The 25,392-nt window shown below is 49.9% G+C and carries 29 protein-coding genes; 6 read left to right on the forward strand and 23 right to left on the reverse strand.

Annotated features, from left to right (window positions below):
• Positions 1–62: 62 nt before the first annotated feature.
• The 13 genes from ureC to H4O21_RS17060 all read right to left on the reverse strand — a co-directional run bounded on the left by ureC (position 63) and on the right by H4O21_RS17060 (position 12,663).
• Positions 63–2,150, reverse strand: a complete 2,088-nt coding sequence (gene ureC, locus H4O21_RS17000; RefSeq protein ID WP_182810072.1) for an urease subunit alpha — start codon at positions 2,148–2,150, stop codon at positions 63–65.
• 12 nt (positions 2,151–2,162) lie between these two features.
• A complete protein-coding gene (locus tag H4O21_RS17005) occupies positions 2,163–2,465 on the reverse strand; it encodes an urease subunit gamma (protein ID WP_182810073.1) in 303 nt (100 codons plus the stop codon).
• Between the two features lie 99 nt (positions 2,466–2,564).
• Positions 2,565–3,491 (reverse strand): urease accessory protein UreD, encoded by a 927-nt coding sequence (locus H4O21_RS17010; protein ID WP_182810074.1) that lies wholly within the window; start codon positions 3,489–3,491, stop codon positions 2,565–2,567.
• Between the two features lie 192 nt (positions 3,492–3,683).
• Positions 3,684–4,412 (reverse strand): amino acid ABC transporter ATP-binding protein, encoded by a 729-nt coding sequence (locus H4O21_RS17015; protein ID WP_182810075.1) that lies wholly within the window; start codon positions 4,410–4,412, stop codon positions 3,684–3,686.
• Complete coding sequence (locus H4O21_RS17020; RefSeq protein WP_182810076.1) at positions 4,399–5,049, reverse strand: amino acid ABC transporter permease; 651 nt, start codon at positions 5,047–5,049, stop codon at positions 4,399–4,401. The genes H4O21_RS17015 and H4O21_RS17020 overlap by 14 nt, the downstream gene beginning before the upstream one ends.
• On the reverse strand, positions 5,046–5,720 hold the full coding sequence (locus tag H4O21_RS17025) for an amino acid ABC transporter permease (protein ID WP_182810077.1): 675 nt from the start codon (positions 5,718–5,720) through the stop codon (positions 5,046–5,048). The genes H4O21_RS17020 and H4O21_RS17025 overlap by 4 nt, the downstream gene beginning before the upstream one ends.
• A 16-nt stretch (positions 5,721–5,736) precedes the next feature.
• Complete coding sequence (locus tag H4O21_RS17030; RefSeq protein ID WP_220495707.1) at positions 5,737–6,555, reverse strand: transporter substrate-binding domain-containing protein; 819 nt, start codon at positions 6,553–6,555, stop codon at positions 5,737–5,739.
• Between the two features lie 234 nt (positions 6,556–6,789).
• Complete coding sequence (puuE, locus tag H4O21_RS17035; RefSeq protein ID WP_182810078.1) at positions 6,790–7,713, reverse strand: allantoinase PuuE; 924 nt, start codon at positions 7,711–7,713, stop codon at positions 6,790–6,792.
• Complete coding sequence (locus H4O21_RS17040) at positions 7,710–8,429, reverse strand: aspartate/glutamate racemase family protein (protein WP_182810079.1); 720 nt, start codon at positions 8,427–8,429, stop codon at positions 7,710–7,712. Before H4O21_RS17040 ends, puuE begins: the two co-directional genes overlap by 4 nt.
• A gap of 15 nt (positions 8,430–8,444) precedes the next feature.
• Positions 8,445–9,275 (reverse strand): ABC transporter permease, encoded by an 831-nt coding sequence (locus H4O21_RS17045; protein WP_182810080.1) that lies wholly within the window; start codon positions 9,273–9,275, stop codon positions 8,445–8,447.
• A gap of 3 nt (positions 9,276–9,278) precedes the next feature.
• Complete coding sequence (locus H4O21_RS17050; RefSeq protein ID WP_255487350.1) at positions 9,279–10,217, reverse strand: ABC transporter permease; 939 nt, start codon at positions 10,215–10,217, stop codon at positions 9,279–9,281.
• Complete coding sequence (locus H4O21_RS17055; RefSeq protein WP_182810081.1) at positions 10,198–11,538, reverse strand: ABC transporter substrate-binding protein; 1,341 nt, start codon at positions 11,536–11,538, stop codon at positions 10,198–10,200. The genes H4O21_RS17050 and H4O21_RS17055 overlap by 20 nt, the downstream gene beginning before the upstream one ends.
• Positions 11,539–11,598: 60 nt before the next feature.
• Positions 11,599–12,663, reverse strand: a complete 1,065-nt coding sequence (locus tag H4O21_RS17060; protein ID WP_182810082.1) for an ABC transporter ATP-binding protein — start codon at positions 12,661–12,663, stop codon at positions 11,599–11,601.
• 272 nt (positions 12,664–12,935) lie between these two features.
• Between H4O21_RS17060 and H4O21_RS17065 the strand changes: the two genes are divergently transcribed.
• Complete coding sequence (locus H4O21_RS17065; protein ID WP_182810083.1) at positions 12,936–13,622, forward strand: GntR family transcriptional regulator; 687 nt, start codon at positions 12,936–12,938, stop codon at positions 13,620–13,622.
• Between the two features lie 43 nt (positions 13,623–13,665).
• On the opposite strand, the gene H4O21_RS17070 is transcribed toward H4O21_RS17065, so the two are convergent.
• Both H4O21_RS17070 and alc read right to left on the reverse strand, forming a co-directional pair.
• On the reverse strand, positions 13,666–14,226 hold the full coding sequence (locus H4O21_RS17070) for an ureidoglycolate lyase (RefSeq protein WP_255487351.1): 561 nt from the start codon (positions 14,224–14,226) through the stop codon (positions 13,666–13,668).
• Positions 14,227–14,249: 23 nt separating this feature from the next.
• The gene (gene alc / locus H4O21_RS17075; RefSeq protein ID WP_182810084.1) at positions 14,250–15,248 is read right to left on the reverse strand and encodes an allantoicase; all 999 of its coding nucleotides are present in this window, start codon (positions 15,246–15,248) and stop codon (positions 14,250–14,252) included.
• Positions 15,249–15,617: 369 nt separating this feature from the next.
• On the opposite strand from alc, the gene H4O21_RS17080 reads away from it, so the two are divergent.
• The gene (locus H4O21_RS17080; protein WP_182810085.1) at positions 15,618–16,454 is read left to right on the forward strand and encodes a MurR/RpiR family transcriptional regulator; all 837 of its coding nucleotides are present in this window, start codon (positions 15,618–15,620) and stop codon (positions 16,452–16,454) included.
• Between the two features lie 85 nt (positions 16,455–16,539).
• Here H4O21_RS17080 and urtE read toward each other — a convergent pair whose 3' ends face one another.
• From urtE to urtA, 5 genes are all read right to left on the reverse strand, one after another.
• Complete coding sequence (gene urtE, locus H4O21_RS17085) at positions 16,540–17,247, reverse strand: urea ABC transporter ATP-binding subunit UrtE (RefSeq protein WP_182810086.1); 708 nt, start codon at positions 17,245–17,247, stop codon at positions 16,540–16,542.
• On the reverse strand, positions 17,244–18,089 hold the full coding sequence (urtD, locus tag H4O21_RS17090; protein ID WP_182810087.1) for an urea ABC transporter ATP-binding protein UrtD: 846 nt from the start codon (positions 18,087–18,089) through the stop codon (positions 17,244–17,246). The genes urtE and urtD overlap by 4 nt, the downstream gene beginning before the upstream one ends.
• Positions 18,086–19,285: an urea ABC transporter permease subunit UrtC gene (urtC, locus tag H4O21_RS17095; protein ID WP_182810088.1), complete on the reverse strand. Its 1,200-nt coding sequence runs from the start codon at positions 19,283–19,285 to the stop codon at positions 18,086–18,088. The genes urtD and urtC overlap by 4 nt, the downstream gene beginning before the upstream one ends.
• Positions 19,282–20,940, reverse strand: coding sequence for an urea ABC transporter permease subunit UrtB (urtB, locus tag H4O21_RS17100; RefSeq protein WP_368737564.1), 1,659 nt, complete (start codon positions 20,938–20,940; stop codon positions 19,282–19,284). The genes urtC and urtB overlap by 4 nt, the downstream gene beginning before the upstream one ends.
• A gap of 203 nt (positions 20,941–21,143) precedes the next feature.
• A complete protein-coding gene (urtA, locus tag H4O21_RS17105; protein WP_182810089.1) occupies positions 21,144–22,430 on the reverse strand; it encodes an urea ABC transporter substrate-binding protein in 1,287 nt (428 codons plus the stop codon).
• 112 nt (positions 22,431–22,542) lie between these two features.
• Here urtA and H4O21_RS17110 point away from each other — a divergent pair, with 112 nt between their 5' ends.
• The gene (locus tag H4O21_RS17110) at positions 22,543–22,686 is read left to right on the forward strand and encodes a hypothetical protein (protein ID WP_182810090.1); all 144 of its coding nucleotides are present in this window, start codon (positions 22,543–22,545) and stop codon (positions 22,684–22,686) included.
• Between the two features lie 365 nt (positions 22,687–23,051).
• Here the strand turns inward: H4O21_RS17110 and H4O21_RS17115 are convergent, their stop codons facing one another.
• From H4O21_RS17115 to H4O21_RS17125, 3 genes are all read right to left on the reverse strand, one after another.
• Positions 23,052–23,264 (reverse strand): helix-turn-helix domain-containing protein, encoded by a 213-nt coding sequence (locus H4O21_RS17115; protein ID WP_182810091.1) that lies wholly within the window; start codon positions 23,262–23,264, stop codon positions 23,052–23,054.
• A complete protein-coding gene (locus tag H4O21_RS17120) occupies positions 23,264–23,743 on the reverse strand; it encodes a DUF2975 domain-containing protein (RefSeq protein WP_182810092.1) in 480 nt (159 codons plus the stop codon). The genes H4O21_RS17115 and H4O21_RS17120 overlap by 1 nt, the downstream gene beginning before the upstream one ends.
• 258 nt (positions 23,744–24,001) lie before the next feature.
• Positions 24,002–24,133: a DsbA family protein gene (locus H4O21_RS17125; protein ID WP_368737565.1), complete on the reverse strand. Its 132-nt coding sequence runs from the start codon at positions 24,131–24,133 to the stop codon at positions 24,002–24,004.
• Between the two features lie 40 nt (positions 24,134–24,173).
• Here H4O21_RS17125 and H4O21_RS17130 point away from each other — a divergent pair, with 40 nt between their 5' ends.
• The 3 genes from H4O21_RS17130 to H4O21_RS17140 all read left to right on the forward strand — a co-directional run bounded on the left by H4O21_RS17130 (position 24,174) and on the right by H4O21_RS17140 (position 25,088).
• A complete protein-coding gene (locus H4O21_RS17130) occupies positions 24,174–24,422 on the forward strand; it encodes a LysR substrate-binding domain-containing protein (RefSeq protein WP_182810093.1) in 249 nt (82 codons plus the stop codon).
• Between the two features lie 157 nt (positions 24,423–24,579).
• Positions 24,580–24,831, forward strand: coding sequence for a type II toxin-antitoxin system Phd/YefM family antitoxin (locus H4O21_RS17135; RefSeq protein ID WP_182810094.1), 252 nt, complete (start codon positions 24,580–24,582; stop codon positions 24,829–24,831).
• Positions 24,828–25,088, forward strand: a complete 261-nt coding sequence (locus H4O21_RS17140; protein WP_182810095.1) for a Txe/YoeB family addiction module toxin — start codon at positions 24,828–24,830, stop codon at positions 25,086–25,088. Before H4O21_RS17135 ends, H4O21_RS17140 begins: the two co-directional genes overlap by 4 nt.
• Positions 25,089–25,392: the final 304 nt, after the last annotated feature.

Genomic DNA, 25,392 nt, shown 5'->3' on the forward strand with positions numbered 1-25,392 from the left:
TTCCTATTCACTGTCCTTAATAGCTGGCTTATCTGCTGTAATAGAGTATTTAAAACCCGCCATCAGAACAGATTAAAACGTTGTGCCAGCGGCAGTTCAGTCGCAGGCTCACAGGTCAGCAGTTCACCGTCAGCGCGTACCTCATAGGTTTGCGGGTCAACGGTGATATCAGGCTGCCAGTTGTTCAGCACCATATCGTTTTTGCTGATGTTGCGGGTATTACCGCAGGCCACCAGTTCACGGTTAAGGCCCAGTTTTTCCCGGATGCCGTTATCCAGAGCCGCTTTGGAAACAAACGTGACTGAGGTTTGACTGGCGGCTTTGCCATGAGCACCGAACATAGGACGGTAGTGCACCGGTTGTGGCGTCGGTATGGAAGCATTCGGGTCGCCCATCGGGGCTGCGGCGATCATACCTCCCTTGATAATCATCGAAGGCTTGGTGGCGAAAAACGCCGGCTTCCACAGCACCAGATCCGCCAGTTTTCCCGGTTCAATTGAACCAACTTCGTGAGAGACACCGTGGGTAATCGCCGGGTTGATGGTGTACTTGGCCACATAGCGACGGGCGCGGAAGTTATCACAGCCGACGGCCTGATCTTCCGGCAGGAGGCCAAACTGAGTTTTCATCTTGTGGGCGGTCTGCCAGGTGCGGGTGACCACTTCACCGACACGGCCCATCGCCTGGGAATCGGAGGAGATCATGGAGAAGGCGCCGCGATCATGGAAAATATCCTCTGCAGCGATGGTTTCCTTGCGGATACGAGAGTCGGCAAAGGCCACGTCTTCCGGAATCGAGCTGTCGAGGTGGTGGCAGACCATCAGCATATCAAGGTGTTCATCCACCGTATTGACCGTATAAGGGCGGGTCGGGTTGGTGGAAGAGGGCAGTACATTGGGGTAAGCACAGGCGCGGATAATATCCGGCGCGTGACCGCCACCAGCCCCTTCGGTGTGGTAGGTGTGGATAACCCGGCCTTTGAACGCGCCAATCGTGTCATCGACAAAACCGGATTCGTTCAGGGTGTCCGTATGAATCGCCACCTGAACATCATACTTTTCCGCCACCGTCAGGCAGCAGTCGATAGATGCCGGTGTTGTACCCCAGTCTTCATGCAGCTTCAGACCACAGACACCGGCTTCCAGTTGTTCTTCCAGCGCTTCTGGCTGAGATGCATTACCTTTACCCAGAAAACCCAGATTCATCGGCATATCATCGGTACTTTGCATCATCTTGCCGATATACCAGGGGCCCGGTGTACAGGTAGTCGCATTGGTACCGGTGGCAGGTCCTGTACCGCCACCTATCATGGTGGTGACACCACTCATCAGGGCTTCTTCGATCTGCTGCGGGCAGATAAAGTGAATATGGGCATCAATGCCGCCAGCGGTCAGAATCGAGCCTTCCCCAGCGATCACTTCAGTACCTGGCCCGACGATGATATCCACATTGGCCTGAACATCTGGGTTACCCGCTTTACCGATTCGGACAATGCGACCGGCTTTAATACCCACATCTCCTTTGACGATGCCCCAATGGTCCAGAATCACTGCGTTGGTGATCACCAGATCCATAGCGCCTTCGCTGCCATCGGTGGGTTCATTTACCTGCTGGCTCTGGCCCATACCATCACGGATCACCTTACCGCCACCGAACTTCACTTCATCGCCATAAACGGTGAAATCTTTCTCGACCTGAATCCAGAGATCGGTATCACCGAGTCGGACTTTGTCACCTACCGTTGGGCCGAACATCTGAGCATAAGCAGTGCGGTCCATCGTCACTGATGAGGTCTCAGCGTTGGCATCTGAGCTGCCTGCGTCTTCAAGCGGCCCCATCACTTCAGCGCGGAAACCATAAATGGTTTTGCTACCGGCAAACTCCACCAGCTGAACTTCACGACCCTGACCGGGCTCGAAACGAACCGCAGTGCCGGAGGCGATATTGAGGTGGAAGCCTTTGGCGGCTTCTCGGTCAAAACTCAGTGCAGGATTGGTTTCGGCAAAATGATAATGGGAGCCTACCTGAATCGGGCGGTCGCCGGTGTTTTCGACACGAAGGGTGATCACCTTGCGGCCTTCGTTAAGCGTAATCTGTCCTGCTGCGGCTTTTACTTCACCGGGGATAAAGAAGCTTTCCTGATCGGTCATAATGATGACTCCTTAGCAGATAGGCTGGTGAACGGTGACAAGCTTGGTGCCATCGGGGAAGGTGGCTTCTACCTGAACCTCGTGAATCAGTTCCGGGATGCCTTCCATTACCTGATCCGCGCTTAACAGGGTTTTGCCGTAACTCATCAGCTCAGCAACGGTTTTACCGTCGCGGGCACCTTCCATGATTTCCATGGTGATAAAGGCAACCGCCTCAGGGTAATTCAATTTCAGTCCACGGTTCAGGCGTCGTTCCGCCAGCAGGGCTGCGGTAAAGATCAGCAGCTTATCTTTCTCTCTTGGCAGTAGTTCCATAGTGACCTCTTGCAATTTGATCCTGACGGGCAGGTCATTTTTTTATTCGGTGATTCAGTCTTTTTGAATTCAGGTGCGCTTTATTTAGGTATTGGCTATTCAAGTGGCCCAGATACGCGGCTCACAGGCATCGCGGTTAAGCAGTTCAGGGCGCAGCTGTTTCCAGCATTCGATAAAGAGTTTGCGGGCTTTTTCCGAGCAGTGGCCCAGATAGCGCACTATCAGAAAGCCGTGATTCAGAGTGACGCCCGCGAGAAAATTCCCATCAAGGGATTTGTACTGCTCGCAGCAATCCCGCAACCTGCGGATCAGGTTTTCCAGTGCGGTTTCATCATCGTTTATTGGGGCGTTAAAAGAGGGCGTATCGAACGGCCCGGCCACCATCATGGCGGTAATCGGATAACCTCTCAGCCCCGCCAAACTCTGCAGCATGCCGTTTTCCTGCTGATCACCATCGACGACTAACCGTTCACGCAGGCAAAGTTTGCCATCGCGAAAAATCTGCAGGCTTTGTTTCATCAGACTGCCGGGGGAGAAGGGGTGCTGGCAGGCGGGCAGGCCGAGACTGGTGATCTCCCAGCCGATATAGCGGGCGTTTCCGGTCAGGTGAACCTGAGTATCCAGCTGGGTCATGGCACCGGGGTAGATAATGCCTTCCAAAGGCAGCCATTCAAGGGAGGCATCATCTGCCAGATCGAAACGTATTCTCTGATGCTGCAAGCTTTTATCCGCGCGGGCTTTATAGACCCGCCCCGCTCCCGGTGTGGTAATCAGGGCAGAAGCTTGTTCATCCACATCAGCAGAGATGGTCAGGGTATCGCCCGAAACCATCCCGCCCGGTGGATGCAGCAGATAAAGGTGCGCCAGATCCGGCCCCTCCGGGTAAAAGGGCTTCTGTACATAAAGCGGACCTTTATGCTCACAACCTTTTAATACTGATCCGCGCAGAGTACGGGCCAGCTTGAGTGCCAGTCGGGCCTCCCAATGGGAAGCCTGTTTCTGTATTGTGATCACTGCCTGATTCATAGGTCGTCCGCTTTACAGTTGCACTGTTTTGGTGCTTATTTGTTGAGTGAAAATTTTTTGGTGCGTTTTTTATAACTGTAACCTTATGTTTTTATTGTATTTTTATTAACCATGACGCACGGCTTTTCTTTTTCTGTAATCTATTGATGCAATTTCCCGACCAACTTGAGATAGGTTGTTGCAGGCTAAAACCTAGAGAACGGCATCAATAAATTTCTGCAGTTCAGGCGTTTTGGGAGCAGCAAATACTTCCTTGGCATCACCGGATTCCCATATCTTTCCCTGATGCATAAAGATCACACGATCACCAACATCTCTTGCGAAATTCATCTCATGGGTTACGAGCACCAATGTCATGCCTTCCGCCGCCAGCTCTTCCAGAACATTCAGAACATCACCTACCAGTTCCGGATCAAGGGCTGAGGTAATTTCATCGCACAGCAGCACCTTAGGTTGCATTGCCAGAGATCGAGCAATGGCAACCCTCTGCTGCTGCCCGCCTGATAGCTCCTGTGGATAGCTGGAGGCTTTATCTTTAAGCCCTACTTTTTCAAGTACCTGAAGCGCTAAGGTATCAGCTTCTTCAGCAGAGACTTTGCGAACCAGTTTAGGGGCCAGGGTAATGTTCTGGCTGACAGTCAGGTGTGGAAACAGATTGAAACTCTGAAAAACCATACCCACGCTTTTGCTCAGTTTTCTGATCTGCTCTTCGTCGCTGGTGACTTCCATCTGATCGACAGTGATGCCGCCTTTGTCATAGCTCTCCAGGCCATTGATGCAACGAAGAAGAGTGCTTTTCCCTGAACCGCTGCGGCCAATAATAGAGATAACCTCACCGGCTTTAATTTTCAGATCGACACCTTTGAGCACGTGGTTGTCGCCGTAATACTTATGCACGTTATCGATATTAACCAGTGACATTGAGTTTTCTCTCCAGATGACGGCTGGCTACAGATAATGGGTAGCACAGCAGGAAATAGATAAGAGCGACCATGCCAAATACTTTGAATGGTTCGAAAGTTGCGTTGTTGAGCATAGTTCCGGCTTTAGTTAATTCGACAAAGCCAATGATTGAGGCCAGAGCGGTGCCCTTAACGATCTGTACCGAGAATCCGACGGTAGGGGCTACGGCCACCTTCAGCGCCTGAGGCAAAATAATGTGGCGCATGATTTCGAAGTAGCTGAGGCCGAGGCAGCGTGAAGCCTCCCATTGGCCTTTGGGGAGTGATTCAATACAGCCCCGCCATATCTCAGACAGAAAGGCACTGCTGAACAGAGTTAATGCCAGAGCGGCTGCCGTCCAGGGAGATACATCAATGCCCAGAAGCGACAAACCAAAAAAGACCAGAAACAGCTGCATCAGCAAGGGTGTACCCTGAAACAACTCGACATAAAAGCGGGCGATTCTGACTAATGCCGTTCGGCTGCTGATCTGCAGAAACGTAAGCAGCAAACCGACACTGGCTCCGCCTAAAAAGGCGATCAGGGATAAAACAACTGTCCAGCGTGCGGCAAGAATCAGGGCCTGAAAGATATCCCAGTTGGTAAATTCATTCATCGTTGTGCCCTCAGATTAGGGAAGACAAGATAGTGAATCCCGTTAAAGAGCTGGCGCATTCCGATAGAGAGCAGAAGATAAACACCGGCCACCACAAAATAGACTTCAAAGCTCAGGAAGTTTCGGGATTGGATAAAGTTCGCGGCAAAGGTGAGTTCCTGAACCGAAATCTGCGACAGCACGGCAGAACCCAACATAACGATGATGCACTGGCTTGTCAGAGCGGGATAAATTTTCTGAATAGCAGGCGGCAGTACAACGCGAACAAAGGTCTGAAAACGGGTTAGACCAAGCACTTTTGCCGCTTCAATCTGTCCTTTTGGCGTTGCCTCAATGCCCGCCCGGATGATTTCTGTACTGTAAGCGCCCAGATTGATCACCATAGCCAGTGTACCAGCCTCCCAGGCCGACAATCTCAGTCCTAGTGCCGGTAGCCCGAAGAAGATAAAAAACAGCTGAACGATAAAAGGCGTGTTGCGGATAAGCTCGACATAAACGCCAACGACTTTGGATTTAAAAGAGGATTGCCCTGCCCGAGCTGCCGCACACAGGGTGCCTAAAAGGCACCCCAGAACGGTAGTTATCAGGGTAATCACAACGGTGGTAACAAGCCCGTCCACCAGATTTTGCAGGTAGGGCAACAGGCCTGAAAACTGAAAGTTGTATGCCATGATGACTACCCCTTACTTACTTCAGCTCTTCAGGCAGGGTGGCCTTGAACCACTTAATCGACAGCTCATCAAGTTTCCCGCTTTGAATACCCTGAGCGACCAGCGTGTTCACTTTGCTCAACAGTTCTGGCTCGCTTTTGCGCATACCGATGTAGCACGGTGAGTTTTTGATCATGAACTTGGATACCAGATCACGGTTGGATTGACGCTCGGCGATTTTGGCTGCGACCAGATTACCGGTGGCAATAAACTCGACCTGTCCGGAAAGATAAGCCGAAATCGTGGTGTTGTTATCTTCAAAGCGTTGAATGGTGACGGATGATGGTGCGACTTTTGTCAGCTCAAGATCTTCCACGGAGCCTCGGGTGACACCGACAACTTTTCCGGCCAGGTCGGCGGGAGATTTAACGGTTGCCTGACTTTCACCGAAAACACCCAGGAAGAAAGGTGCGTAGGCGCGGGAAAAATCGACGACTTTCTCACGTTCAGCGTTTTTACCCATGCTGGAGATCACCAGATCCACTTTACCGGTTTGCAGGTAAGGAATGCGGTTGGCACTGGTGACAGGAACCAGCTTAAGTTTCAGGTCCATGCTTTCAGCCAGAAAAGCGGCCATGTCAACATCATAACCAACGGGCTGCAGATCCTTGCCAACGGAACCAAAAGGAGGAAAATCCTGAGGGACGGCTACCACCAGCTCACCACGTTCCTGTATAGCTGACAGCTGATTTGCCTGAGCGCTTAGTGCACTCAGACTAAGAGTAATTGCACCGACCATCCGGATACATTTACCCAGTATTGTTTTGCTATTGCGAAAGAGTTTTGTTGTTTTCATGGGTGAAGCCTCTTTTGTTTCATTGATTTTTTTCTTTGAATCATTTGTTTCATGGATAAAGCAATGAAGAGGCCATGTTTTTCAAGTCTTTGAAATTAAATAATTAAATTGAAATTTTCTGCTTATTTTCAGTTGACGTGACGAGACATAGTGCACCGATGTTGTGCTTTTTGAGCAACATCAGTGCACGACAGGTGCATAAATGACAGTGTGATCAGTGCTTACAGAAATAACTCAGTCAGGCGCAGGATGTTCTGTCATCCAGTGTTTTGCAATATCGACCCTTCGGGTAATCCAGATGTCGTCAAAGCCCTGCAGATAATCCAGAAAACGCTGAAGGGATCGGAAGCGACCGGGTTTACCGATCAGGCGACAGTGCAGTCCGATGGACATCATGGCCGGGCGTGTTGCTCCCTCTTCATACATCACATCAAAGCTGTCCTTCAGGTAGCGATAGAACTCATCACCTTCGGCAAACCCCTGAGAGGATGAAAAGCGCATATCGTTGCAGTCCAGGGTGTAAGGAATCACCAGATGCTGTCGGGTTTCACCGGTTGAGGTGGTGATCGGTGTCCAGAATGGCAGGTCATCGCCATAGTAATCGGAGTCATACAGAAAACCGCCATGTTCAACAACCAGCTGACGGGTGTTTGGGGAATCCCGCCCTGTGTACCAGCCCAGAGGCGTTTCTCCGGTCATCTGTTCCAGCATACGAGCGGCTTCTTTCATGTGTTCCCGTTCGATATGCTCCGGCATGTCCTGATAGTGAATCCAGCGCAGGCCGTGACAGGCGATCTCGTGTCCCTGATCTATAAAAGCCCGGGTCACTTCAGGGTTTCTCGCCAGTGCCATCGCAACACCAAAAATGGTCATGGGCAGCTGGCGCTTTTCAAACTCTCTGAGGATACGCCATACCCCGACACGGGAGCCGTACTCGTACAGCGATTCCATACTCATGTGACGACTTGTATAAGGCTGAGCTCCGGCAATTTCCGACAGAAAGGTTTCTGCATGGGGGTCACCGTGAAGCACAGAATTTTCACCGCCTTCCTCATAATTGAGTACGAACTGAACCGCCAGTTTGGCCCGGTTTGGCCAGTTGGCATTGGGCGGGTTAGCGCCGTAACCCTTCATATCTCTGGGATAATTGCTGCTCATCCTTGTTCACCTGCTGTCGTTTTATCTTCGGCTGGCTGATAGGTACAGTGTTTACTGGTGGATAGCCCACAACGCAGCAGGCCTTCAATCAGGCCGATACCCGCTCTTACTCCATCAATTACCGGAATCTGCAAGGCATCCTGTAATTTCTTCTGCAGAATAGTCAGGCCAGCACAGCCAAGAACCAGTACTTCAGATTCATCCTGCTCCAGAATTTGCTGGCAACGTTCCAACAGAACCGGGAACCATTCCGGTTCGAGAAATTTTTCCAAATCCAGCACCGGTGTTTTCATGGCGTGTACGCCCCGGCAGTGGGTGGCAAAGCCATACTGATGGGCGTTGCGCTCCAGAATATGAACAGACTTCTGTTGTGCCGTCAGCACCGAAAAGCCTGCGCCTAAAAGGGTTGCTGTGTGCATGGCGGCTTCACCGATACCCAGTACCGGAGCGGATGTGATCTCGCGGCAGGCATCAAGCCCTGTGTCGTCTGCACAGGCGATCAGGTAACCCTGTGAAGGGTTGCTTTGCACACTTTTCAGTACGCCTGTGGTAGCCAGAGCACCATCATAAAAGCCTTCTACACTGGCGACTCCCGATGGAGCGCAGACAACCTTCAGCTGGGTATCCTGCAGCGCTACCTCTGTGCAGCTGTGTTCAATAACCTGACGCATCGCTTCGCTGGTGTTGGGATTAATAACGCAAATGGTCTGTGACATAGATATTCCGATGACTTAATTAACGGTTTTAGCCCGATGCTTTTTCAGCAGGTGAACAGCAAACATGGCGCAAAAGATCAGACTGAAAGAAAACAGAGTGGTAACCGTTCCCAGTGCATAGAGCACCGGTGTTGTTACGTTAGTGGTCATGCCGTAGATTTCCAGCGGCAGAGTGTTAAAGGTACCAGAGGTCATCAGTGTGCGGGCAAACTCGTCATAGGACAGGGTAAAACCAAACAGACTGACACCGATCAGGCTGGGCAAAACCAGCGGAAAAACCACAAAACGGAAGGTCTGCCAGGCCGTGGCTCCCATATCCATAGCCGCGGCTTCATAGCTGCGGTTAAAGCGGTTAAATACTGCAAACATAATCAGCAGGCCAAACGGCAGCGTCCAGGTCAGGTGAGCACCAAATGCGGAGGTGTACCAGGTGGGGGCTAGCCCTAAACGGTCAAACATGATGCCGATACCCAGACTGATCAGAATAGAGGGCAGAATCAGGCTAACCAGAGAGAGATAAAACAGAGCATCACTGCCTTTAAATTTGCGGCGATAGGCAAGGCCTGCCAGTAATGAAAACGCAGCGGTACAGATCATAACGGCAAAGCCCAGCATGACAGAGCGTAGCAAAGAGCCGCCAAAATCCCCCACTTGTTGCGGCTCAAATAGCTGCCGGAACCAGTGCAGAGAGATACCGTTCATCGGAAAGGTCAGGCCACCATCCGGCCCCTGGAACGACAGAATTGCGATTGTTGCTGTCGGGCCATACAGAAAAATCAGAAACAGAATAAAAAACAGTGTCAAAGGCACAAAGCCCGGCTTATGTCGTTGGTTAATGCGAGCCATGATTTACAGCTCCTTTTTGATATTAATAAAGCGGAACATCACGCTGAGCATAATCAGCACGGTTCCCAGCAGAACGATGGCGTTTGCAGCAGCCGCAGGGTATTGCAGCAGGGATATTTCATTACGGATCAGAACCCCTACGGAAGCACTCAGACCACCGCTCATCATGGTGACGGTAATGAAGTCACCCATCACAAGTGTCATCACAAAGATGGAACCGATCGCCAGACCGGATTTGCACAGAGGCAGAATAACGTGGGTAATGGTTTGCATCGCGCTGGCACCGGAGTCTATAGCGGCTTCTACCAGATTACGGTCGATCCGCATCATGGAGTTAAAAACAGGTACCACGACAAACAGGGTATACAGGTGTACAAAAGCCAGAATGACACTGAAGTCACTGTACAGCAGCCATTCGATAGGCTCGTCGATAATGTGGGTTTCCAGCAAGGCTGAATTCACCAGACCGTTTCGGCCCAGCAAGGGAATCCAGGAAATCATGCGAATAATATTGGATGTCAGAAATGGCACGGTACAGGCGATAAACAGCAGGCTCTGTACAAAAGAGTTTCTGATATAAAAAGCGATGTAATAAGCGACCGTAAAACCAATCAACAGAGTGATCACCAGGGTTGCAATGGCATAGAACAGCGTTTTCAGATACGCGCTGTAGGTCACAGGTGATGTCAGCAGGAATTCATAGTTCTCAGTAATAAAGTCCGGTATAAGCCGGTAAGAATCATAGTCCCAGAAGCTGACCACAAGAATTGTCAGAACCGGAAACAGTAAAAATAGCAGGATAATCAGAGCCAGCGGGGCGGCCTGAAAATAACTGATGTATTGAGAAAAAAAGCGCATGGAATCGGCTCCGATAAACTGAAGCGGAAGCAGGGGCTTCCGCTTTATTTCTGGTGGTGCAACCTTAAGACGCGATAAACTCATTCCACTTTCTGAGCATGTACTTGTTCTCATCCATGACGGAGTTCCAGCACGCGACAGAACTCATACGCTCCCAGTAGGAGCCACCGTCACGCACCGCGCCAGCTTTTTCCATCACCTTGCCTTCAGGACTCAGTATGTCACCCTGGGCTGGCTTACCTTCGATCCAGTAGTTCCACTCATCTGCGGTCATAAACTGTTTGGAAGTAGATGGGGCTGCAGAGTAGTAGCCCTGACGGTTCAGATAAGCCCCGACCCAGCCAGACAGATACCAGTCGATATATTCGTAAGCGGCATCCAGCTCAATACCGCTCAGGTGTTTCGCAAGGCCGATACCGCCACCCCAGGAGCGATAGCCTTCCTCCAGTGGCTGATAGCGACACTCGATACCTTTAGAGCGAACGGCAGCCACAGCCGGAGACCACATAGACTGAATGACCACTTCACCGGAAGACATCAGGTTGACGGACTCATCAAAACTCTTCCAGAACGCTCGGAACTGGCCCTGAGACTTCGCCTCTTTCAGAATCTCGATGGTCTTATCGATCTCTGCACGGGTCATATTGCCTTTATCGGCATAGGTGATCTCCCCCATAGATTCACAGATCATGGCCGCATCCATAATGCCGATGGCCGGAATATTCAGAATGGAGGTTTTGCCACGAAATTCCGGGTCCATAATATCGCGCCAGTGGGTAATCGGGCGGTTGATCAGGTCAGGACGAATACCCAGGGTATCGGCGTTATAGATCGTTGGAACCAGAGTCATCCAGCGAGTCGGACTGTCTGCAAACTGAGTAGAGCTGGCGCTTTCCACAAAGCCAACGGTGTGCGGAGCCGTACCTTGAGCAATCTCGGAATCCGGGGTCAGTTTACCGTTGATGAAAAGTGGTGCGATCTTGTCGAAGTTCTTCAGACGGTGGGTATCCATCGCCTGCATGGTGCCTGCCGGGAAAACCTTCTTACAGATCCAGTACTCAATATCCGCAATGTCAAAGGAGCGAGGCTGAGTGACAGTACGCTGTGCCACTGCATCAGAATCCAGCGCGGTTAATTCCAGATTAATCCCCAGATCTTCCTTCGCTTTCTGTGCGATAGCATTCAGGTTAGACACTCCGGTGCCGAACTGGCGCAGGGTGATATTTTTGATGTTCTGCGCCCAGATCATAGGGAAACCGGTAATCGCACCGGAGCCAACGGCTGCACCACTTAAAGCGCCAGCCGCTTTAATAAAAGTGCGTCGGGACATCCCTTTATTTTCTGCCGGGGCAGAAACCGTTTCTGACAGGGTTGCTTCACTTGGGTTTTTCACATCATCTTTCATAACAGCCTCTCTGGCATATTGAGTTGTTTTATCCAGCTTTTATTCAGGGCTAAACTTTTGTTATTGCAGGGGATTTAACTGATCGTTCTGCCATCCCAGGTAGGCGCTATCGCCCGGAGCAAAAGGATGGCTGAGAAAATCGGCATCGTTCTGATAGACGGAAAGACAGAGCTGCTCACCCACCTGACATTTCAGGTGGATATAACTGCCCAGATACTCAACCTCTTCAATACGGGCAACGGCCTTCAGTGCACCCTCAAACGGCTGAGAGGCAATACGGATGCGGTCACAGCGCAATGACACGGTGCGCTCTTGTAGTGCATCTGAATGCAGGGACTGTGGCAGTTCAATGGTGACCGCCTTATCCGGGCTGAACTGATTGTTCTGCTGTTTGCCGGAGATGATGTTATGCCCACCGATAAAACTGGCGACAAATGCGGTTCTTGGACGGGTAAAAATGCCCACAGGAGTATCAACCTGCTCAATATGACCGTGGTTCATCACTACCACCTGATCAGACAGTGCAAATGCTTCTTCCTGAGAATGGGTCACATGAATAAAGGTAATGCCCAGTTTCTGCTGAATACGTTTCAGTTCTGTTCGCATTCTGGCTCTCAGGAACGGGTCCAGCGCGGATAGAGGTTCATCCAGCAGGATCACTTCCGGTTCGTTGATCAGGGCGCGGGCCAGAGCAACCCTCTGCTGTTGGCCGCCAGACATCTGTTCTGGAAAGGCTTCAGCAAAGCGCTCCATATTGACCAGATCCAGCATCTTACGGGCACGGCTGTGACGCTCTTCTTTGGACACGCCACTGATTTTCAGACTGAAGGCCACGTTGTCCAGACTGTTCAGATGAGGAAACAGGGCATAATTCTGGAACATCAATGCTGTGCCACGCTCTCTTGGCGGAAGGTCAGTGACATTGCGATTATTCAGCAGAATATCGCCATCAGATGCGGCTTCGTGACCAGCAATCATACGTAGCGTTGTCGATTTACCGCAGCCGCTGGGACCCAGAAGACAACAATAACTGCCACCAGGAATTTTCAGATTGATCTCTTTTACCGCCAGACTCTCGTCGTAACGCTTGGAGACTCCGATGAGTTCCACAGAACCTTTGCTCATAAATTTTTCCAGAATTGTTAGCAATCTTTGTTGTTTATGTTAGCGATAATTGTGCCAGGCAAAGAGATATATCTTTATAATCTTGTTTTTATTGGTTTTATTTAATGCTGAGCACTTTTGGTACTCTATTTTTAGCTTTTTCTGGTATCGCTTTTTGCACCATAATTGCGCTTCATGCCCAGTAAAAGGGCGCTTTAAAACGATAATTGAAAGATGATTGTTTAACTATTTTTGATATAATTGTTAACAATTTTACAGGTGAGGAAAATGTGATGGCGACCAGAGCCCAGCAGGAAGTACAGCGTATAGTCGATGCGATTGCTTCTGCAATCTACGAACATCGTCTGCCTCCGGGAGCCCGCTTAACAGAAGCAAAGCTGGTTGAAGTACTGAGTGCAAACCGGAACCATGTACGTGCAGCATTGCAGAAATTATCCGTCGAGCATAAGGTCGTGGATATCTTTCCTAATCGGGGAGCCTTTGTCGCTCAACCGACTGTGGAAGAAGCTAAAGATGTATTCGATGCCCGCTGCGTACTGGAAAAAGGCATTATTGCGCTGGCGGTCGGTCAGTTAACCCCAGCGCACAAGCAGCGTTTACAGCAACAACTGGAGAAAGAAGCGGATGCGATCCGGCATGGTGATCGTCAGGATATGGTACGCGAATCCGGGGCTTTCCATAGCCTACTGGCGGAAATTGCCGGTAACCAGGTGCTGGCAGAGCTGTTAAGCCATCTGATTCTGCGCTCATCGCTGATTATCGCTCTGTACCAGCCAACCTCTGATGTGAAATGTTCTTTGCATGAGCATGAAGCTCTGCTGGAAGCGATTTTCTCCGGCGATAAAGACGCAGCCAGTGCTCAGATGGGCCAGCATATTCATGGTATTCAGGCTCATTTGCCACTGGAAAAGCGTGAAACCGAAATTGATCTGGAAAAAGCCCTGGGCGGTCAGCTCTGACAGGGCTAATAGCGTTAATAGAGTAAAAAATAGGAATAAAATGTTAAGAAGGCAGAGATGCCCCCTGTATCAGGATGGCAGGAACCCAGATATCACTGGAGTCCGGCAGCTGTATTTCATTACAGTTTTTCCGGTCTCCCTGCCGGTCCACAACCAACAGCTCATCATCGTCTTCAAGAGTAATTAATGGGTGGTGCCATGTGCCTGCGGCATAGTTAATGCCCTGTGAGCCATCACTGAGAAATAAAGCCAGGTCACCTTGCTCTGCGGCCTGTGCCGAGGCCGCGACAAGGATCAGAAATGGTTTGCCTTTCAGGGGGATAAACGCCTGGGAGCCAAAAGGGTGCTGCTCCATCATCTCGACCCGAAACGGAAAATGGCTGGCCACGGGTTTGCGGAAAATACTGATAATAGCCCGTCCGTCCTCCGGCCCTGTATCCACACAGGCCATCTGATGATAACGCTCTGTGCTGCCCCCATTAATCAGGAAGTGAGTATGCTGTTGTCGATCAATCACTTCCCCGTAAGGTGCAAATGCTTTTGCCGTCAGCAATTGGGTTTTCAGCACTTTCGATGTGGCTCCAGGCATAGGACGAGACATCATATTATTCCTCCGTTATTCCCCTGCTATTGACCAATAGTACCCAGTACACGAATCCGGCTGACACCGCCATCAGGGAATATATTCAGCCGGATATGACTGATGCGGCCGATGTCTTTCAGTTCTGCGCGGAAATGATGCTCGCTGTCCATTGTCAGTTTCTGTGACGGAAGCAACTCAGCCCAGTACAGACTCTGTGCGGGTAACTGGTCATCAGCGCCTCCTTCAACAAATGCTGCCTGAATGGAGCAAGAATCCGGGAAGTTGCCTTTAAAGTGACAGGTATCAAGTAGAATCTCTTCAACTTTACCGGGATGCCCCAGAGCGATAATAACCCAGTCATAACCCGGAGTACGGCGTCTGGCCGTTTCCCAGCCATCTCCCATATTCACGCCGCGTCCTGGGTTCAGCAGGTTGCTGATGGTGCCATAGTGCTCATCCGAGCAGGCAATAGCACGACCGCCATTCAGCACCGATACCAGGTCAGTCAGCTCTGAGCCCGAGTGAGCCTGCCAGTCTTTATAAGGGCGACCATAGCTGCGAAAACGGGCAACACCCCCATCGGGAAAAATATTCAGTTTCAGGTGTGTCCAGGGTTGTTCCGGGTTCAGGCATTGAAACAGGTTGTGGCTGTCTCCCTGCAGGCTGCTGTCGGCCAGAATTTTTGTCCACTGAGTATCGGCGTCCGGTTCTGACTCAGGGCTGAAACACGCCTCGACCGATGCTGAAGGAGGATAGTTCCCGGTAAAGTACTGAGTATCGATGTCAAAGGCATCAATAAAACCCGGCGTGCCCAGTTTTATAATGGCGTAATCAAACCCCGAATGACGTTTACGGCGGCTTTCCCAGCCGTCCATCCATTTACCATTATCATCGTAAACGCCCTCTTTCCACTCGGGTGGTGCCGGGTTCAGCATTCGATTGGCTTCTGCAAACCAGTCATCGGTGACATAGGTCACCCGAGTACCCAGTCGGGCATCGGTCAGGTTGGTATGGTAACGATATTCCGATAGTTCCAGTGTCATTCGGGCTTCCTTTGAAACTTTTGATTTATTCTATATTTGTATTGTTACTATAGTTGCAAAAGCAGTGCCATTTTATTCTCATCGGTCAGAGCGCTTGTTATGACAGGATATCGCGGATGGATAGGGTTAATATTTCCTGCACAATACGCAGGTTTTCTGCTTTAAACTGGGGCGAATTAGCGATGGGGGATGATTTTTTGCACGGTTTTGGAACAAAAGTTTCCTTGTGAAATTTTTGTTCCATAATCCCATCACTCAGCGCCATTTCTTGGATAAGATAGGTTGCTGGGATGTCAGTTTCATCGCGGCCATAAACAGCCTTACCACGCTCATCAATAGCCCCGCGGCGACTATAACAGGAGAGACAGCTTGGCAGATCTGATAGAGATTATTCAGCGGGAATACAGTGAGTTTTCCCCTAGTGAACGGCGTATTGCAAACTTTATTCTCAGTCATCAGGACGATCTGGCGACGTATAATTCCGTTGAACTGAGTAAAGAATGTCAGACCTCCAAAGCCACCATCAGTCGTTTATTCAAGCGGCTGGGGTTTCAGAGTTTTCGCGATGCCCGCAATGCCATGCGTGACCTGCGCCGCTCCGGTGTTCCTGTCGCCCGCGATGCCTCTCTGAGTGATGAATCGTTGACCAGCCAGCATTTTGCTTCAGAGATTCATAATATTGAACGCTTGCAAAGCCTGCTGCAGCATCAGCCTCTGGATCAGATTGTGAATGCCTTGCTTCAGGCTGAAAAAATTGCGGTTATCGGTTTTCGTAATGCTTACCCGGTAGCTTTGCATTTCAGGCAGCAACTGATTCAGTGCCGGGAGCAGGTCAATCTGCTACCCCAGCCCGGACAGACTCTGGGCGAAGACCTGGTTGATTATGACGATAGCGATCTGCTTGTTGTGATGGCTTTTCATCGCAGACCCGAAATGACCAAACGCCTGATTCAGGTTTTGTCTGATCACCCCTCTCGAGTGATTATTTTTGCCGAAGAGAATAGCGGGCTGAACTGTCGGGGAACAGACTGGTTATTTGAAATTCCGCTGGATACCGTATCTGCATTTGACAGCTATGCCCTGCCTATGAGCATGGTCAGCCTGTTGAGTAATCAGGTCTTTCATCGCCACCTGGATAAGGGACAGACGCGGGTCAGGGCCATTAATGAGCTTTATGACGAGCTGAATGAGCTGGATCTGAGTTAAGGTGAGTGAATCAGGTCAAAACAGCTGAGTACCTGAAGCGGCTGCGGGGCATCCACTGACCGCTGTGCCCCTTGCCTCTTTGCATTTATACCGCCAGATATTGTCTGATCAGTTCATCATTCAGATTAGCCATCTTGTCACTGGCCACCACCCGGCCTTTCTCCATCAGACGGAATTCTTTACCCACCCGACGAGCAAAGCCCAGTTTCTGCTCCACCAGAATTACCGTCAGACCTTCCTCTTCATTCAGTTTCAGAATCACATCACCGATCTGTTTTACGATATTGGGCTGGATGCCTTCGTTGGGTTCATCGAGAATCAGCACTCTGGGTTCCAGTACCAGCGCCCGGCCAATGGCCAGCTGCTGTTGCTGACCACCCGAGAGATCACCACCACGACGGTGCAGCATCTCTTTTAATACCGGAAATAACTCGAAGATTTTTTCCGGGATCTCGCCGGTACTGTCACCGGTTCGGCTTTTACGCACCGGCAGGCCAATACGCAGGTTTTCCTCCACTGTCAGCATTGGGAAAATATCCCGGCCCTGAGGGACATAACCGATACCCGCTGGCGCTCTGAACTCCGCATTCCGACTGTGTAGCGGCTCACCATCCAGCAGAATTTCGCCATTAGAGATCGGTAACAGCCCCATCAGACACTTCAGCAAAGTAGTCTTACCCACACCGTTACGACCCATAATGCAGGTGCAGGAACCGGCTTCGATCTCCAGGTTCAGATCCCACAGAATCTGAGTACCGCCATAGAGCTGATTGACGTTATTAATCGAGATCATGCCTCTTCCCCCAGATAAACTTCGATCACATCCTTATTGTTTTGCACCTGATCCATCGTGCCTTCGGCCAGCACAGAGCCTTGATGCAGCACCGTCACCGTACGGGCGATACTGCGCACAAACTCCATATCGTGTTCCACGACAATCACCGTGTGCTCACCGGCCAGAGAGGTCAGCAGCTCAGCAGTTCGCTCCGTTTCCTGAGCGGTCATACCGGCCACGGGTTCATCAATCAGCAGTAAACGAGGTTCAGAGACCAGCAACATGCCAATCTCCAGCCACTGTTTCTGGCCGTGAGACAGGGCTCCGGCCAGCATAAAACGTTGCTCTTTCAGACCGATAATCTCCAGCACCTGATCAATTCGATCCAGCTGCGTGGGCGTTAGTCGGGCCAGCAAGGTTGGCATCACGCCTTTATTGGTTTTAAGGGACAGCTCCAGGTTGTCAAATACCGTATGAGCTTCAAATACTGTCGGCTTCTGGAACTTACGTCCGATGCCCAGCTCTGCAATTTCCGGCTCGGATCGTTCCAGCAGATTATGGTTCTGACCAAAATATACCGTGCCGGAATCACATTGGGTTTTACCGGTAATCACATCCATCAGCGTGGTTTTACCCGCGCCATTGGCTCCAATCAGACAGCGCAGTTCGCCATCATTGATATAGAGATTCAGATCGTTCAGTGCCTTAAAGCCATCAAAGCTCAGGTTCAGCCCCTCCACATACAGAATCACCTGATGGGAAACATCCACCGCTTGCTGCTTTGGCATCAAAAATGGCCATACCTGATCCCGACGTAGCAGCTCTTTACCTTCAGCGGTCAGGTTTTCTAATGCGCTCATACGCTGGCCTCCTTAGCAGATTCTTGATGAGGGGTGGAACTCTCGTCAGACTTGCTCTGAGGTTGAGCAAAATGCGCTTTTAATTGGTCATAAACACCGACCAGACCTTTTGGCAGGAACAGCGTCACAAGAACAAACAGTGCACCCAGCGCAAACAGCCAGCCGTCCGGCATAATGGCGGTAAAACGGGTCTTGGCGTAGTTCACCAGCAGGGCACCGACGATGGCGCCAATCAGAGTGCCGCGACCACCCACAGCCACCCAGATCACAATCTCAATGGAGTTAATTGGAGAGAATTCACCGGGGTTGATAATGCCCACCTGTGGCACATATAACGCGCCAGCAATGGCCGCAATCATCGCGGAGTAAACAAACAGCCAGACCTTAAAGTTATCGGTGCGATAACCCAGAAAACGGGCCCGCGCCTCGCCATCACGAATGGCGACCACCACCTTGCCGAGGCGAGACTGCATAATCCAATGGCTGGTGATAAAGGTCAGTGCCAGCATCAGAGCAGTAATAGCGAACAGAGCCACACGGGTGGTATCCGACTGCAGGTCAAAACCGAGAATATCTTTAAAATCGGTCAAACCGTTGTTGCCGCCAAAACCCATCTCGTTGCGGAAGAAGGCCAACAACAGCGCATAAGTCAGCGCCTGCGTCATAATAGAAAGATAAACACCAGTGACACGGGAGCGGAACGCCAGCCAACCGAAGATGTAAGCCAGTAAACCCGGTACTGCCAGCACCATCAGCATGGCAAACCAGAACTGGTCCATACCCAGCCAGTACCACGGTAGTTCGCTCCAATCCAGAAACACCATAAAGTCCGGCAACTCCGGGTGTCCATAAACACCACGGTCACCAATCTGGCGCATTAGGTACATGCCCATCGCATAGCCACCCAGAGCAAAAAATGCTCCGTGGCCCAGACTCAGAATGCCGCAATAGCCCCAGATCACATCCACCGCTAACGCCAACATGGCATAGCTCAGGTACTTACCTAATAGCGTGATGGTGTAGGTACTGACATAAAACGGTGAGCTTTCTGGCAGTAGCAGATTGGCTGCCGATGCCAGCACCGTCACCGCCAACAGGATGGCGACAAACGGTGCAACACGACCACCGGGCTGGCCTTTTCCTTTAAACAAGTCACTAGCAGAGAAGCGGGCGATAGAAGACAAAGACTGACTCATTCTGCAGCCCTCCCTTTCTGAGGAAACAGACCTTTAGGGCGTTTCTGAATAAACAGGATGATAAACACCAGAACCAGGATACTGGCCAGTACAGCACCGGTGACCGGTTCCAGGAATTTATTGGCAATACCCAGCGAGAATGCGGCGACCAGCGTGCCTAGCAAGTTACCGACACCACCAAACACCACCACCATAAAGGAATCGATAATATAGGCCTGGCCCAGATTAGGACCCACATTGGTCAGCTGGCTCAAAGCTACACCTGCGATACCGGCAATACCAGAACCGAGGCCAAAGGTCATGGCATCCACCCAATCCGAACGTACGCCCATAGCGCGCGCCATATTTCGGTTTTGCGAGACCGCACGCACATTCAGACCCAGTGAGGTTTTCTTCAGAATCAGTTGCAGCAGGAAAAACACCAGCAGAGCAAAAGCCAGAATGTATAAACGGTTCAGAGTCAGTGACAACACAGGGTTGATCTCAATGGAACCACTCATCCATTCTGGAGACGCCACCTGACGGTTTAATGGTGAGAAAATGGTGCGGACCAGTTGTTGCAGAATCAGGCTGATACCGAAGGTGGCTAACAGGGTTTCCAGCGGACGACCATGTAAGAAACGAATTACACCACGCTCAATCAACACGCCCATCAGACCGGAGACAATAAACGCCAGTGGAATCGCCAGCCACAGGGAATACTCGATATGATTGGGCAACATCAACTGCACCACATAGGTGGTGTAAGCGCCGAGCATAATCATCTCGCCATGGGCCATATTGATCACGCCCATCACGCCAAAGGTGATCGCCAGACCAATGGCCGCCAGTAGCAGTACGGAACCCAGGCTCAGGCCAAAAAACAGCTGATCGATAAAGGCGTAAAACTCCACCTTATCCTGTATTTTTACCAGCGCACTGGCTGCGGCTTTATTGACTGCCGGTTCATAGTTTTCACTCTCTGATACCCGCGCCAGCAGGTTACGCACTTCACTTTCTAAACTACCGGACAGGGCTTCAATCGCCTCCAGCTGATCCACCGCTAAAGCTGCATTGGTCAGCTTATGCATCGCCAACGCCAGATCCATCATCTCCTGCACAGCGGTGTTTGACTCATTCACTCGTGCGCTTTGAATCGCTTCGATAGTGGACGGGTCCAGATCGGACAGCAGATTACGTACCGCTTTTTCGCGGGCAGCAGGATCAGATGATGACAACTGAATTCGGGCGATGGCATCACGCAGATAACCGCGCAAACGATTATTTACCCGAATTTTTTTAATCTGTTTTTTAGTGAATTCAGGCAGGGGTTCACCGGTAAATACATTGGCAAAAGCTTTACCAGATTCAGCTTTGGTAACCGAAATAACCTGTCGGTTTGCTTTAATAAAGTAGAGGTTGCCGTCCAGCATGGTACGGAACAGCGGCAGCATGGCTTCTCCACCGGATTGTTCCAGTTTTTCCAGAACAGGCACCGCTTTGTTCAGACTTTTTTGTGTCAGCTCAGTTAATAACTGCTGAATATGAGGGGAGCTGGCAGTGGTTGTTTCACCCGTACTGGTTTTTCCGGTATCAGTCTCGGCATAAACCGAATTAAGCGCCGGATTCAGCCAGAGGCTCAACAGGCAACAACAGAGAGCAAGATAGCGTTTCACAACAGTTCTCCAATGCGCTTTTTTATAGAGGGCGGGTCAACGCCAATAAAAGCAGTGTGGTTTGCAGTGAGGATGACGGAACAGGCCCTGACACTGAAACCTTCAGATATCATAAAACCCACAAAGCAGATGCGATTGAAACAGGGTGCTTTGTGGGTTCAGAGTAAGCGAAAGAATCAATTCATCCGCTTAATAATGGGAGATCAGAAATTCTGACCAGAACAGGTGCGGGTTACCGTGTTGTAGTTGCCGCACTTGATAGGAGAGGTCCAGTCAGAGATCAGATCTTTAGAACCCGGCAGGAAGTCAGACCAGGCATCACCGGCAACCACGCCTTCAGTTTCCCAGACCACTTCAAACTGACCATCATCCTGAATTTCACCAATCAGTACCGGCTTACTCAGATGGTGGTTTTTGTTCATTACTGCGACACCACCGGTCAGGTTAGGGCTTTTCTGACCGATCATGGCCTGCTCAACAGCATCAACATCCGTAGTACCGGCTTTTTTCACAGCCTGGGTCCACATATTGAAGCCAATGTAGGTCGCTTCCATCGGGTCATTGGTCACGCGCTTTGGATTACCAATAAAGGCTTTCCAGTTGGTGATGAAGGCTTCGTTGGCTTCGCTATCAACACTCTGGAAATAGTTCCATGCCGCCAGGTGGCCTACCAGTGGTTTGGTATCGATACCGGACAGTTCTTCCTCGCCCACAGAGAAAGCCACTACCGGAATATCTTCGGAAGAGATACCCTGGTTACCCAGCTCTTTATAGAAAGGTACGTTGGCATCACCATTAATGGTAGAGACAACTGCGGTCTTCTTGCCCTTACTGCCAAACTTCTTCACATCAGAAACAATCGACTGCCAGTCGGAGTGACCAAATGGCGTGTAGTTGATCATAATATCGCTATCAGCAACGCCTTTGGCTTTCAGGTAAGCTTCCAGAATCTTGTTGGTGGTACGAGGGTAAACATAATCCGTACCGGCCAGTACCCAGCGCTCCACACCCAGTTCATTCATCAGGTAATCTACCGCTGGAATTGCCTGCTGATTCGGTGCTGCACCAGTATAAAATACGTTTTTGGAAGACTCTTCACCCTCATATTGCACGGGATAGAACATCAGGCCGTTCAGCTCTTCGATCACCGGTAGCACCGACTTACGGGATACCGACGTCCAGCCACCAAAGATCACATCCACCTTATCTTTGGTCAGCAGCTCACGGGCTTTCTCAGCAAACAACGGCCAGTTAGAGGCCGGATCAACGACTACGGCTTCCAGCTGTTTACCCAGCAGACCACCTTTTTTGTTCTGCTCTTCCACCATCATCAGAACCGTGTCTTTCAGTGTCGTCTCACTGATCGCCATTGTGCCAGACAGTGAGTGCAGTACACCCACCTTAATGGTGTCTGCGGCTAATGCACCGTAACTGACCATAGAAGCGCCCATCGCTAACGCCATACCTGAAACCAGCTTTTTGATTTTCATGCCGTACCTTCCTATCGCGTGCTTTTAATTCTTGAGGTCAGGTGCTGAGCAAAGCGCTGAACACCATCCGAAATCTGCTCCCTGATTATTGGGAATTGCTCGCGGGTGCGGTATGGGGTGGATGACGCAGAGGGGTACGTCATTTGACGTAGATATTAAAAATATGGGGGTGCAGGCAATATCAATGAGGCCCTGGCAGGTCATGGGAACAGAGTTTGTCAGAAGGCTGGCTGCTGCGCTTCGTCGTAACGCTTAGTACTTGAATCCAGGAATAGTAATGACCTCACTATCGGTCATTTTGGGACTAGGACCTCGCTGCCGAAGAGGTGTCCTCATTATTTTCTTATACAAATCATCCATCAAACAGAAGACTTGAATGATAAACTCATCTAGAGGCATGTTAGTCACCATCAGGTTGTTTTGTGGTGAAGTTAGCTTAGATGATGGTTGCATATCTTTTTGATCAGTTTTAAACCCGCACATCGCGTAAAGAACTTTTATCAATATGATTTACCTGATTGGCAGCCTAATAGAGGCACAGGTTCAATCAGGTAAATCCACATGAAACGTCGAAGAACCCTAATACAGCGGCACTGCCAGTGTGTAATATTCTGCTGTTGGCTAAGTTTCATCAGATTCATAGATAAGAATATCTCCCGGCTGGCACTCCAGGAAATCACAGATACTCTCCAGCGTCGCAAAACGGATACCCTTCACTTTGCCTTGTTTCAGCAGCGACATATTAGCGGTTGTAATGCCCACATGTTCTGCCAGCGCTTTCGACGTCATATTACGCCTGGCCAAAACCTGATCCAGACAAACTTTAATCGGCATTAAATAAACTCCGCGTTTTCTGTATCTATTCGCCGACCTTCTTGCAGGATGCGAGTAATAACAAAAAATACTACTGCAATTAACGCCATGTAAAGGTTTTCTCCTTCAACCGATACTACGAGTGAACGCTCCCCTGCTGGATTGTTAATTGTCAGTGCAACACTTAAAAGCGGCATAATAGCGATTTTCAGTGCCGTACTGGCCAGTAGCCAGGCCGAAAAGCGATACAGTTTATCAATAGCGAGGAGGGAGAAGTAGCGCCCCTGAGTAAACTCCTGCATCAACTGGCTTAAATACCTCAGTGCAATCACCAGTGCCAGTACAGGCAACGCTGTTAATGCCATACCCGCCAGCCATTGCCACAGCTCGATATTGTTATACACCACCTTAAACGGCAGTTTCACTGCTGACAGACTTTGTGTACTGATTGCCATATACCAGCTGAAAACAAAGCCCAGCGGAATCAAACAGACAAACAACCAGCAGCTTCTGTGTAACCACAGACTTAACGTAGATATTCTCACAGTTCACCTCAATGAAATTATTGTTTAGCGATAATAAATTATCGTAAAGCAATAATTTTTGCTTGGCAAACTCTTTATCCTGAAAAAGTTGGGATAAAGAAAGAGAGCGCGGGGAGCTGATATTATCAGTTAGAGTCGGAGAAGAGTTCTTCTACCGGTAAGCGAACAACAGATGCGGAGCCGTTTTGCTTCCGCATCAGGAAACCGTACTGCTTAAGCCTGCTGCAGAATCTCTTCAATAAAATCGAGACGATCCTGACCAAAGAACATTTCTTCACCGACAAACATAACAGGAGCACCAAAACAGTTCTGGCAGACCGCTCTGGCACTGGTATCGGAAGGCACTATTTCGCAACGAATTATTTGTGACTCCTATCTGGCGGCAGTGAAAGCCGCTTCTGATGGTTTAGGTATTGCGCTGGCGTTATTACCAACAGCAAATAGCTGGATTAACGATGGTCGCCTGGTGACACCATTTCCATGGCAATTCCAAACCGAAAAAGGTTATTGGCTGGTAACACCTAAGTACAATCAGCACAAACCGGAAATTGCTGCGCTTTCTGAATGGCTACAAACACTGTTTGAAAATATTCCAAGGCTGAATAGGCCTCTTCAGACTTTCAACTCGCTCTAGCCTGTGCTTTTCTTTTGCTCTTTGACAGAAGTAAGGAAAATGTAGCTTGAGACAATGATCCCTGTTCTGCTGATTGAAGCTTTAACTGTGACTTGAACCTTAATCAACCCAGGGCTAAAATTCCTGTACGGTTTTCTGTACCACAGAGAGATATACTATGGACGCAATAAGCTACACTACTGCTCGGGCTAATCTGGCAAAAACGATGAAACAGGTCTGCGACGATCACTCCCCGGTGATTATCACTCGCAAAAGTGAAGATCCTGTGGTGATGCTATCTCTGGAAGATTACCGTGCAATGGAAGAAACGGCCTACCTGTTACGCTCGCCTGCCAACGCTCGCCATCTTCTGGAGTCAATAGCGGAGCTGGAAGCAGGTCAGGGTAAAGAAAGGGAATTGATTGAATGAGGCTAATCTTTTCGACAAAAGCCTGGGATGAGTATCTTTACTGGCAAAAACACGATAAGGCGATGTTAAAACGCATCAATGCACTTATAAAAGATACTCAAAGAGAGCCCTTCTCTGGTATTGGAAAACCAGAACCATTAAAGCATGGGCTATCGGGATACTGGTCAAGACGGATCAATGATGAGCACCGTATGATTTATAAGGTAACAGATCATGACCTACTGATTGCCCAGCTACGCTACCATTATGAGTATTAACCATATTGCTGTAACGGTGCTTTTCCTCTGTAAAGGGAACTCCAGACTGAGAAAGGTTATTGGCTGGTAACATCAGAGTACCCCCAGAAAATTGCGACACTTTCGGAATGACTGGAAACAGCATATTGGAAATGTTCTGACACTGAATTAGTTTATTATAAATAAAATAGGATAAAGTGCCTTTCTACTTTTTATTAAAATAGGAGTGTGCTATAAACTGGACAGTGCGAAGTTCTCGATAGTGGAAGCATAAGCTTGACGCCTCTCAAGCTTATGATCTTTTCTTAAACTCACCACAAGTAAA

It is taken from the genome of Oceanospirillum sediminis, from assembly GCF_014164585.1.
GTDB lineage: Bacteria > Pseudomonadota > Gammaproteobacteria > Pseudomonadales > Halomonadaceae > Oceanospirillum > Oceanospirillum sediminis.